This is a genomic window from Acinetobacter sp. LT1, assembly GCF_059800965.1.
The window spans coordinates 1-11810 of sequence record NZ_JBBAXE010000017.1; the positions used below are offsets into that span (position 1 = coordinate 1).

At 38.9% G+C, this 11810-nt stretch carries 12 protein-coding genes and 4 tRNA genes; all 16 read right to left on the reverse strand.

Annotation, left to right across the window (positions count from 1 at the left end; all coding sequences use genetic code 11):
• On the reverse strand, positions 1–123 hold a 123-nt coding region (locus WBW42_RS15040), incomplete at its 3' end, for a GTP-binding protein (protein WP_016660498.1).
• Between the two features lie 147 nt (positions 124–270).
• A tRNA-Thr gene (locus WBW42_RS15045) sits at positions 271–345 on the reverse strand.
• 13 nt (positions 346–358) lie between these two features.
• Positions 359–434 (reverse strand) — tRNA-Gly (locus tag WBW42_RS15050).
• 37 nt (positions 435–471) lie between these two features.
• A tRNA-Tyr gene (locus WBW42_RS15055) sits at positions 472–555 on the reverse strand.
• A 54-nt stretch (positions 556–609) separates the two neighbouring features.
• Positions 610–685: transfer RNA gene (locus WBW42_RS15060), tRNA-Thr, on the reverse strand.
• A gap of 98 nt (positions 686–783) precedes the next feature.
• Positions 784–2277 (reverse strand): anthranilate synthase component I, encoded by a 1494-nt coding sequence (gene trpE / locus WBW42_RS15065; protein ID WP_005065784.1) that lies wholly within the window; start codon positions 2275–2277, stop codon positions 784–786.
• A gap of 108 nt (positions 2278–2385) precedes the next feature.
• Positions 2386–3054 (reverse strand): phosphoglycolate phosphatase, encoded by a 669-nt coding sequence (locus WBW42_RS15070; RefSeq protein ID WP_005065782.1) that lies wholly within the window; start codon positions 3052–3054, stop codon positions 2386–2388.
• A 66-nt stretch (positions 3055–3120) separates the two neighbouring features.
• A complete protein-coding gene (locus tag WBW42_RS15075) occupies positions 3121–3747 on the reverse strand; it encodes an FHA domain-containing protein (RefSeq protein WP_005065779.1) in 627 nt (208 codons plus the stop codon).
• 40 nt (positions 3748–3787) lie between these two features.
• Complete coding sequence (gspD, locus tag WBW42_RS15080; RefSeq protein ID WP_005065777.1) at positions 3788–6064, reverse strand: type II secretion system secretin GspD; 2277 nt, start codon at positions 6062–6064, stop codon at positions 3788–3790.
• A 41-nt stretch (positions 6065–6105) separates the two neighbouring features.
• Positions 6106–6942 carry a type II secretion system protein N gene (locus tag WBW42_RS15085; protein WP_005065775.1) on the reverse strand — a complete coding sequence of 279 codons (837 nt, stop codon included), beginning with the start codon at positions 6940–6942 and terminating at the stop codon, positions 6106–6108.
• Positions 6942–7685 carry a type II secretion system protein N gene (gene gspN, locus WBW42_RS15090; protein WP_032005861.1) on the reverse strand — a complete coding sequence of 248 codons (744 nt, stop codon included), beginning with the start codon at positions 7683–7685 and terminating at the stop codon, positions 6942–6944. Before gspN ends, WBW42_RS15085 begins: the two co-directional genes overlap by 1 nt.
• 334 nt (positions 7686–8019) lie before the next feature.
• Positions 8020–8346 (reverse strand): H-NS histone family protein, encoded by a 327-nt coding sequence (locus WBW42_RS15095; protein ID WP_000801427.1) that lies wholly within the window; start codon positions 8344–8346, stop codon positions 8020–8022.
• 194 nt (positions 8347–8540) lie between these two features.
• A complete protein-coding gene (locus WBW42_RS15100) occupies positions 8541–8981 on the reverse strand; it encodes an acyl-CoA thioesterase (RefSeq protein WP_002121251.1) in 441 nt (146 codons plus the stop codon).
• Positions 8982–8988: 7 nt separating this feature from the next.
• Entirely contained in the window at positions 8989–10182 is a 1194-nt protein-coding gene (locus tag WBW42_RS15105) for a hypothetical protein (RefSeq protein ID WP_005065771.1), read from the reverse strand.
• 9 nt (positions 10183–10191) lie between these two features.
• Positions 10192–11034, reverse strand: coding sequence for a hypothetical protein (locus WBW42_RS15110; protein ID WP_032070631.1), 843 nt, complete (start codon positions 11032–11034; stop codon positions 10192–10194).
• Between the two features lie 8 nt (positions 11035–11042).
• The gene (locus tag WBW42_RS15115; protein WP_032070632.1) at positions 11043–11810 is read right to left on the reverse strand and encodes a uroporphyrinogen-III synthase; all 768 of its coding nucleotides are present in this window, start codon (positions 11808–11810) and stop codon (positions 11043–11045) included.

An 11810-nucleotide genomic window follows, 5' to 3' on the forward strand; every position in this document is an offset into this window, starting at 1 on the left:
GCCGTAAGTTTTTGCACAAATTGTTGCAATCGCAGCAGTTAAAGTTGTTTTACCATGGTCAACGTGACCGATTGTGCCCACGTTTACGTGTGGCTTATTACGTTCAAACTTAGCCTTAGCCATGTTTATAGTCCTCGTTTACGTCGAACACAATTCTGAGCAAAAACTCAGCATCGACATATCGCCTAAAAAATCAAACACCCAATACTTGAAAAGCAGACTAATAAGCCTGCTTTTTAAATCTTTGTAGAAAATCTACTAAACTGTATCTGGAGCTCTTATCGAGATTTGAACTCGAGACCTCTCCCTTACCAAGGGAGTGCTCTACCACTGAGCTATAAGAGCGATTATCCTTCGATGGAGCGGGAGACGAGGATCGAACTCGCGACATGCAGCTTGGAAGGCTGCCGCTCTACCAACTGAGCTACTCCCGCACTGTGTTGGTATATATACCACTTCAATCGAAGTTAATGGTGGTGAGAGAAGGATTCGAACCTTCGAAACTTTCGTAGCGGAGTTACAGTCCGCCCCCTTTGACCGCTCGGGAATCTCACCATATCACACTTATTTCAGTGTTGTTCTTTACTTCACAACTACACACCTTTAAGATGGTGCCGGCACACGGATTCGAACTGTGGACCTACTGATTACAAGTCAGTTGCTCTACCAACTGAGCTATGCCGGCTCTTCTTAGTGTTTCGTACGTTTCGTATCGGAACGGTGTGCAGTTTAGCAAAACTTCCAAACGATGCAAGCGGTTTTTTAAAAAAAACCGCTAAAAACTCATAAAATCAATCCGTTTGATGATAATTCAACCGCTTTGATCACTGCGCGAGCTTTTATTTGCGTTTCATTCCATTCAGATTCAGGATTTGAGTCTGCAACTAGGCCTGCTCCAGCCTGCACATAGACCTTTTTATCTCGAATAACACAAGTACGGATTGCAATCGACATATCCATTTCGCCGTGCCATCCTAAATATCCCACTGCCCCACCAAACACACCTCTTTTCACAGGCTCAACTTCATCAATAATTTCCATTGCACGAATTTTTGGTGCACCCGATAAAGTACCTGCTGGGAAAGTTGCTTTAAATACATCTAGCGCATCGATATCGTCACGAACTTCGCCTTGCACATTTGAGACAATGTGCATGACATGTGAATAGCGTTCAATCACCATTTGATCCGTTACTTGGACCTTCCCAATTTTCGAAACTCGCCCAACATCATTTCGACCAAGATCAATCAACATTAAATGCTCTGCGATTTCTTTTTCATCAGAAAGCAAATCTTTTTCTAGCGCAATATCTTCTTCTTTAGTTTTTCCACGAGGTCTGGTACCTGCAAGCGGACGTACTGTCGCAATACCATTTTCGAGGCGAGAAAGAATTTCTGGCGATGACCCTACAATATGGAATGGCTTTTTATCAGTAATCGTTTGCCCTTGTACCAAGAATAAATAAGGCGATGGATTCAAATGACGTAAAGCACGATAAACCTGTAAAGCCTCTCCATCAAAATCAGAAACCATACGCTGCCCCGGAACAACCTGCATCACATCACCAGCACGTATATATTCTTTAACTTTTTCGACTGTCTCTAAGAATTTCGCTTTACCAGTAATTGATTCAAAATGTGGAGGTGTATGCGGCTTAGCTTGCAAACTAACTGGAGTAGCTAACAACTGCTCTAATTGATCTAATTTTTGCTGAGCGTCTTCATAAGCATTGCTCTGCTCTATATCCGCATGAACAATTAAAAATAAAGTATCTTTAAGGTTATCAAAGATAATGACTGTCTTTGATAGCATTAACCATAAATCCGGCAATGTAATTGGGTCAGCTGTAGGAACATTCTTTAAACGTGGCTCGATATAACGGACTGCGTCGTAGCCTAAATAACCTACTAATCCGCCCGTAAAACTCGGTAAGTTTGGCAAGAGCTCAGCAGATGGCACTTTAAATTGCTTCTGAAATTCACGAATATACTGAAATGGGTCTTGGCAATCTTGTTGTGTAATTGAGCCATCAGCATGTTGTATAGACAGAACACCTGCATTACATGAGAAAACCGTCGACTCACCTAAACCAATCATAGAATAGCGCGCCCAATTTTCGCCACCTTCGACTGACTCAAATAAATAAGCTTGCGTGTGGTCTTTAAAACGAGCGAAAACAGATAAAGGGGTTTCTGTATCTGCTAAGCGTTGGCGATAAACTGGAATCGTGTTGTAACCAGCAGCCTTGAGTTGCTCAAATTGCGCTAATGTTGTCATGAATTTTCTCTAATATGGTTTCGATTTAAAAGTGTGTTTTTCTAGATTCGGTTTAGACACGCCATCGAAAAACCATACGCTTATTCATTCTGATCTCCATTTCATTCATTAGATAATTAACTCAGCAAGACTATCAACAACTTGTTGAGGTTGGCAATCATAGATATTTTCTCCATGATTATAGCCATAGCTAACCACAATACAATCAATTCCAGCACGACGCGCAGCCTCAATATCATTACTTGAATCGCCAATCATTAATGATTGTGAAGCAGATATTTTTAGGCTTTGCATGCAATGCAATAATGGCAATGGATGAGGCTTTCTCTCTGGTAAGCTATCCCCACCAAGTACGACCTGAAAATATGGAGAGAGCTGTAAAGCATCAAGCAAACCTTGAGCAAGTTGTACAGGCTTATTGGTAACGCATGCCATTTGTATATTCAAAGTTTTACAATGTTTTAAAAACTCGGTTACACCATGATAAATTTGAGTATTTACACAGAGTTCTACACTATATATATCAATAAATTTTTGTAATAAGACTTTGTGCTGTTCAGGATCTAATTTTCCAAAAATATGAAGCAGAACACTTTCACAGAGTTTTGAAGCTCCTTTACCCACCCATTCTCGTATTTGGACTTCTGTTACCAATGGCCAACTTAGCGCATCTAAACTTAAATTCATAGACCGATACAAATCAGCAGCAGAATCAACCAACGTCCCATCTAGATCAAATAAAATTAAATCGCGCTTACTTAGTTGTGCAACAGACATCTTTTTTCTACTCAAAATTAAAAAGGCATGCGTTTAGCATGCCTTGATTGTAAAAGCAGCAACGGATTATTTAAAGAATAACCATGCCAATACAGCTAAAATTACTAAAATAATAATAGTGATTAAACCAACTGAGGCATTCTTTTGTTGCTCTTTTTCTTCAGCAACACGAGAAACCGGTTCATCAAAAGCGATAGGTGTTTGCTGTTGTGCATTAATATCTACCCCCTCTGGAATAGGGGCAGGCTTTGGAATAGAAATATTCTGCGGCATACCATCGCGACGAACTTCTACTTCTGCGGCACGCTCCGCAAGACTCGGCATTCCTTGATCGCTTAAATCTGGAGAGGATGTCGTATTTACAGGTTCGGCTTCAATTTCAGGTAATTCCGTGATTTTCTGTGCAGGAGCCAATACAGAAAATTTAAAACTAGCAAACTGAACAATATCACCATCATGCAACTGTTTTTCTTGCTCAATACGAATATCGTTTACAAATGTGCCATTCGATGAATTAAGGTCTTGCACCCATAGCGCTTGATCTTTTAGAAGCAATGCAGCATGGCGACGTGAAATTTCAGCAGCTTGTAACAACACATCAGCATCTTGATGACGCCCTACCAACATATCACGATCAACATTAATTTCTTGGCCAGTAATTTCACCAGTAATTGCTTGTAGTTTCCAAGTCATGCGTATGTCCTATTCATTTTTTATCAATCATAACATGCTACTACTGTGCTGTGCTTGGGCGCAGTGTCGTTGTTGTTACTGTATTTTTAGTACGATTAACTTCAGGATCAGGTAACTGTAAAGTTTGCTTTTGCACTGCTGGCTCTACGGCTACAGGTGTAGTTACCGTCGAGGTTTTTCCACCTGAAGGAACCTGTTGATAGTTTTTCGGCTGAGAGGCAATACTAGGTGGTGTCATCTTTTGATTGTAGACATCATCAACCTGCTCAGGCAGTTTTGCAAAATTGCCGTTTTTATCCATAGCCAATTGCAAGCTATAAAGCTGGCTATAGCGCTGCTGAGACAAACGGCGCACATCATTTGCATCACCCACAATTGTTGGGTGGATAAAAACAAGAAGGTTACGTTTTACATTACTTCTATTATCTGAGCGGAACAATCGACCAACATAGGGAATACTACTTAATCCAGGTATACCTTGTCTTGAAAGTGACGTGTCATCCGACACCAAACCACCAAGCACTACTGTCTGTCCATGCTCAGCCAAAACAGCAGTTTTAATGGCACGTTTACTTGTCACCAAGTCAGCCGCTTGTCCACGACTGTCTTGAACAGCAGAGACTTCTTGTTCTACTTCCAGACGAACTGTACCGCCTTCACCGATATGTGGAACGACTTTTAATGTCACACCGACATCTTTACGTTCAACCGTGGTGTATGGATTAATACCTGTACTGTTTGTAGTTACCGATCCTGTGACAAAGGGAACGTTCTGACCAACAACAATATACGCCTCTTCATTATCCATAGTCACAATGGATGGTGTCGAAAGCAAATTTGATTTGGTATTAGTTTTAAGTGCTTGAATTAATGCACCATAAGCCTTACGAGAATTCTCAAAATTACCCAGAGCCAAGGATGCCCCATTACCTTTATTAGCGCCACCAGCGATAGCTGATGCAGCCCCAGCCGAACCACCCGATAAATAACCAGCAGCAATAGAAGATAAACTAGCCCCTACATTACTAAAGCTAAGTAAACCAATCCCACTAGATAAATCACCCAGTGCCCATTGAATACCAAGTTGATCTGCATCATCTCCTGACACTTCGATAATTGCAGCTTCAATCAGAACTTGCTGACGACGCACATCAAGCTGCTGAATAGCAGATTCAATTTCGCGCATTAATTGAGGATCTGCCTTAACCACTAACGAGTTTTGGGCATTATCCGCAATAATACTCACACCATTTTGGCTAAAGCTAGAGATACTGTTCTGATTATTATTGTTCGAATTACCATTTAGATTAATAGATGGCGTAGAAATTGAGCTACCATTTGAACCAGAGGTATTTGAACTAGAATTCTGGTTATTACCCATCAAATTATTGATCGGATTCGATGAATTAGAAGAACTGTTATTACTATTTGACGAAGAAACGGCCTGCCCTGTTACAAGACCTTGTAAAATTTCAGATAAATTTTTTGCACTTGCATATTTCAAGCGAAAAACTTTTAAGCCCCCCAAGCGATCAGCCGAAGGCACATCCAGCATTTCAATCATGTGGCGAATGCGCTTACGTGTTTCAGGATCGCCCTTAACTAAAATACGATTGGTACGGTTGTCTGCAATAATACGGATACGTGCACCATTAAAATCTTTAGATGCTCCCGTAGCACTCATTGCCTCCAGTTGAGTAATGATTTCTTCAGCTTGGCTCGATTGAAGGCCTATTGCCTCAATATCATTCTGGCCAGTGCCATCTAAATTACGAATAATATTTTCAAGTTGATAAATATTTGCTGCACGGTCCGAAACAATCAGCGCATTAGTCCCTGCAATTGCAGCCATATGCGCAAATTGTGGCATTAAAGGACGAAGTGCTGGAATTAGATCATTAGGATTGGTATTTTCAAGCCAAATAACCCGAGTAACAATCTGATCACCACGTAGTCTGTTTCTAGAATCGTAAGGGATTCCCGAATTTTTGACATTACTATCTGGTACCAGTTTAATGGTGTTACCCGAAGGAATTGCCACCACACCATTTACGTTTAAGACCCCAAGAAACAGGTCGTAAACTTCATTTTTATTGAGGGGTTTATTCGATATTACTGTGACGTTACCGCGTACTCGTGGATCTACTGCAAAGTTTTTACCCGTAATATCTGCCACTTCATTAATAAATGCAGTTAAGTCAGCATCACGTAAATTGATCTTCCATGTTTGGGCATAGACACTGCTGCTCACTGTCGCAATCAATGGGGCTGCTGCAAGTAATGCCCAAAGTGGACGTTGATGATTCAATAAAGCCATAACTTGCGATAATTCCTAACTCTTATGGTGACGTGTTATCACTAAAAATTTTGTTGTATGGTCATCACTTGATCACCACGTTTTATTTCTATTTTCACTTGCCCAGCTCGTCGAGCCTGTTCAAGTAACTGCACATCCGTTTGTCCCTGCCCAACCGTTTGACCGTTTAATGAAACAATCCGATCACCCGGCCTTAAACCTAACTTATTTCGAAGCGCAGTGGGTGTACGTTCTGTAACTTCAAAACCCTCACTGGAGTTCCCACTAACACCCATGTCACGCAGATATTGTTCACGGTTGCCTTGCATTTGCTGAATAGCTTGCCCTAATGCCTCTTGAGCAGTATTAACAGGTGCTGACGACTGAGGTACAGTAGCAGTTGGTTGTGATGCATCTGGCGTCATAGGTTGATATAAACCGTTTGGCAAACCTTTAAATTGGAGTTCACGAGTACTTCCATTACCTTGACGTAATATCACGTGATCCCAATAAACTTCTGCCAACTGATAAGAGGTAGAACCTATTGTTTCTCCTACCCGATATCGGTCGGCAGTATTATCTAGCTTAATAACAGCTGAGGAAAAACGATTCGGATAACCCAGCATTACGCCTTGTAATTCTAGGTTGACATTTTCCTGTGCTGCATTGGCTGAAGGTTCATTAAAAAGTGAAAAAGTACTAATGTTAGGAATTTGTGGCTGCTGTGATCCTAACTCGACCCGATCAAATTGCATCATTTGAGGAGGCGCAATTACCCACCAAAATAATGAAGCTAATTTCCAACACAACCATAAAATTAAAAAGGCAAATACAACTACACTTAACCGATCTAATTTTTGCCACTGTAATTGCTGTAATTTCTCAATCCATACTTTCATTAGTTACCCCCTTGTATTAAGGGTTGACGAGAACTAATGACAAACGTATCCAAACCAGCTTTTCCATCATAAGATGGAATATTAAGTAATAATCTTTGGGTGAGCTGCACATCAAGCATCATGTTGGCATCTAATAAGAGATTCGCCATTTTTTGACTGCGTTGATCACGTATATCAACTTGTAATTGACCATTTTGATCCGTTAATTGGCCATTTAAAGAAGGCATATTCATACGGTCTTGACGATCACCAATATTATAAATTAAAGCACCGCCACCCCAATGTAATTGACCATCAACTGCGGCGAAACCCTGCTCTTTCTTATAATTAAACTCAATATCTTTCAGTTGAATGCTGTTCGTAGGCCATTGCCAATTCACAATTTGTTTTAATGTTTCAGGCGCAATTTGACCATTCATAGCCTTTACAATTACTTTTTTCCCCACACCATAGCCCATTACCCCAGCTAATTGGGTATTACCACTATGGATATCTACATCAGCAGCGAACCTTAATAAAAACAGGTCAAGAGGTCTAGTTTTCCAATGAATCGAACCTCTCAAAGTACCACGCCGCCAATCTGCTTGGCCTTGCCAGATATTTCCACTTACATTGTGTAGAGTTTGATTATTCTTTGAAAATTTAGAAATAAGCCAAGTCGCCGGGATCTGTAAAATAATAAAAATTAAAAATGCAATGAGGGCAAAAAACCACCACTTCCATTGCTTAGACTTTTTCTTCATTCAGCCTTACCAACATGCAAATTATCGTCCTTATTTTGAGAGTAGCTCCCTAGTCTGACATTATGCATACTTTTTCAACATCGCCAATTCACTTCATATAAAAAAACCAAGCAATCGGGCTTGGCTTCGGTATTGAGACTATAAGTTGAACGTATGACAAAATCATGAAAACTTGGCGCTCAATGAAGTAAATGCACATTTGATCTCAACAATTCATTTAAAGAGCAATTTAAACACTCAATTTTTTAAATAATATTTATAGCAAAATTTTGAGATATTTTTATCAATAAAAAAGCCAAGCAAATTTTCTTGGCTTTTAAAAACGGCAATTTGATTAGATTAAGAAATCTTCAAGTTTTGCGCCTTTTTCAATTTCAGCAACTAACCAGCGTGGTTGTTTACCGCGACCAGTCCAAGTCTCTTCAGCATTGTTTTTGTTGCGGTAACGAGGCTCAACAGATTTACGAGTTGTTTTCTTACGTTTTTGAGCACCAAACTCAAGAAGTTGTTCAACACTGAAACCTACATTTTCAGCAATCTCGATAATTTGATTATAAGCATCTTCGATTGCTTGATCTTTTTTACTTGCAATTAAAGCTTCTGCTTCTTCTTGTAAGCGTTTTAACTCTTCAACAGATAATTCACTGATATCCGGTTTCATTAATAAATACTCCAGTCTTACAGACAATTCAAAATAATACAGACAAAATTTAAAAACATAAAATCAAGACCAATATTATTTATAATCTATTCAATAAGCAATAGTTTGAAAGCCGTGTTCATCAGAATAATCAAAAAAATTACCTTTTAATTACATTACCAATTATAAATGAAATATATTTTATTAATATTTATTTAAGATAAATGTATTAAGTCATGCCCAACTGATTTTTCTAGCTCAATAATTTTTTGTTTTATTTCCTGTGGTATTTCACATTTTCGTTCTGTTAATTTATCTACGCATACCATAACAGCTTCACCAGTAGCGACTATTTGTTGTTGGGTTTCACTCCACAATATATAAGCCATACGGAATGCGCTATTACGGAGCTCTTCCACGCGAACACCAACTTTCAATACGTCAGGATAAAAAACAGGCTTTAAATATTTACACTGACTTGAAGCAACAACGGTATATAAATGTGGGGTTAATATATTGATTGCTTCCATATATAAAATACGTGAGCTTTCAATATATCGATAATACTGTACATTATTGACATGACCAAAAGCATCCATATCTCCCCACGCGACTTTCTGTTCATATATTACTGGGTAGACAGACAGTTCTTTCATTTTTACCTCATATTTTAAACTTTAAAAAATTTGCATCATTTTCAAAGATTAGATTTAACTGTTTGATTAACACGTCATCTTCTTTAAGCGTAGACTTAATACGTAAATAGCTCATTAAAATATTATCTGGATATAATGATAATAATGTTTCAGCTTCTGTTTGACGTCCAGTTGCCATATAGATATGCCATTTTGCAAAGGTTAAAACTGGCAAATTCATATATTGATTTTCAAATTGAATAATTTTTTCTTCAACATCGGCATAGTCTGGAACTTGTTTAAGCAACTGCTGCTGAAACCATAGATAAAACACTTCTGGGTCAAACTGCTCTTTTAACAAATGTAGTGTTAAGGCCGCATGCTGCATGCTCATATCTGGCATACGTGCTAATAGTTTTAGCCATAACAACTTACTGCTATAAGGTCGAGTTTGTATTTCAGACTCTAAATCCAAATAACGTTGCTGTAAGGCATGTAAGTCATCGATAGACGCTTGGTCAAATTGCTGAAGAAGCTGCTGTAACCATAAATCACGGTGTTCTGCATCTAGCAAACCGTATTTCATAGAACGTAAATATACCCATGGATGTTGCAGCGCTAATTGCCCCCATAAAGCCGTTAATCTTTGCTGGTAAGCAGTTTCTATTTCTTGTAACCACGGTGATAACTGGTGTTGATATAAAAATTCGAGATGAGTTAATGCACGATCGGCTTCATTTTCGGCTAAAAAGATTTCAATTCGCTGTAACTCTGCCAATTCAAATGCCATCGGTGGTGATTGATCGAGAGCAGCCAATGCTTTTGGATAGTCCCCACTTAAAACCAGAAACTTGGCATCGATAATATTTTTTAAAAGCCCTGATTGAGTAAAAACACGTTCAATAAATACACGTTGATCTTCGGCCGCTTCTAATAACCAAACAATACCTAATTGTTCATAGGGATGAAGGTTTTTAAACTGGAAGATGTTTTCACTTTTTCTTTGTTCACGAGATGAATAACGTTTAATCCACAGCCACAAGAGTTGAGCAATAAAACTCATCACTACAAAAGTAAGAGTTAATCCCCAGACATTTGTTTGTAGCTGCAATTGTCGCCAGTAAATATAGACATACCCCATTCCATAGCCATAACTAAATAAAGCTAGGGCTGCAAAGAGTATTAAGCTGATTACGAAATAAACCCACAGGAGGTGTTTCATATATCCTCCTTATGAGCCGATTAGCCCAAGTGTAGAAAGTTTAGGAACAGGCACGATAGATAAATGTGCCACTTTAGCAATACGTTTTTTTAACTGCTGACTGGTTGCATCAGGCATTTCATCTAACTTTTGCATCACAGATTGCAACTCATTTTGATACTCAGTCATTTTTCCTTGATTGAGTGCCTGTTCGGCAATTAACAATCTTAATTGCACTTCTTTAAGCACAACGCTTCGACTCATTAAATTAATAGACGGCGTTTCTACTTTTTCTATACGGAACCACTTTTTCCACCAAGACACAGTCTCGGATTGATCCATTTCAAGTTTAGGCTGGGCTAAGGCTTGTTGAATATTCTTATCAATGTTCTGTAATAAATCATCGATTAATTGATGGCGTTGATTTTGAGCCAAAGTAAACTGTTGAACTGCCTGTTTATCCTGCTCGAGCGATTGATTCAAGCTATGCTGCAATGCAGGAGCAATTTCATAGTGTACAAGCGATTGCTGTAACTGATTTAATTGATCAACTGCATAAATCAACTGCTGCTGATCAATCGCAAATTGAATTAAATCTAACTTTTGTTTAATTAAAACTGTAGGTGCAATACCTGTCGGTGGAGCATCTGGTTGAGCTACTGAACTCGCTTTATTCCCTGTACTTACGGGTTGATTCTGCAACTGTCGCTGTAAAGCAACCAATTGATCATTTAAATTGGCATAGTGCTGTTCTGATTGCAGCAGACTTTGTTTAAGCTCGGGAACAGTACGAGAAATTTGCCACATATCGTAACTGAGCTTAGCCAACCAAGCTACGCCCAGTAAAATGATGATAGAAACAAGTTTTCTCATACGAATCCTTATAATGCCTGAATGTGATGAATCATCCCCGAAGGCGATAAATTTTCAAGTTGAATAATGTGAAAATGAGTCTGTTGCTGATCGCGATACTCTTTAACAATTTGAAAAAGACGAGGTCCTAAAACCAGATATACACCATCAGGTTGTACATTATTTTTTGAACAAAGCTCTAACCAATATTTCCAGCTCGCTTCACTGGTAATTAAGACGAACCATTTATTTAAATTATAATTTGAATTCTGTGTCAGATGTTTGAATGTAGAATATGAAGCTTCTGGGCACTGCCGCTGATATAGAACAAAATTTAAAATCTGAATTCCTTGTTGTTGCAAGGTCTCCATCATAAATTGGCGTCCACCTTCTCCCCGCCAAAAAGCCACACTACCCGTCTGTTGCATATTGTGCAGAATAGGCAGGTTCAACATTCCTTCAGAAGTTTCAACATCTGGGATATGTGCTTCTATTCCATATTCGTTTAGACAATTGGCTGTTGCTTGCCCTACCGCAATCCACTGAATATGTTTTAAATCGCTATTTTTTAAACCACTTTTTACTAAATACTCCATACCCACTTCAACAGCGGTTGGGCTGACGACAACAATAGCTTGCGCCTTAATTAATTGTTGGTAAAGCTGAAGTAAGTGTTCAGAAAAGGGTTTTGCAACGAGCTCTAAAAGGGGTAAAGACTCAACCTGATAACCTTCATTTTGCAAAGCTTCTGTTAGTTCAGCTGCACGCGAATCAGGTCGAGTATTAATAAACAGCAT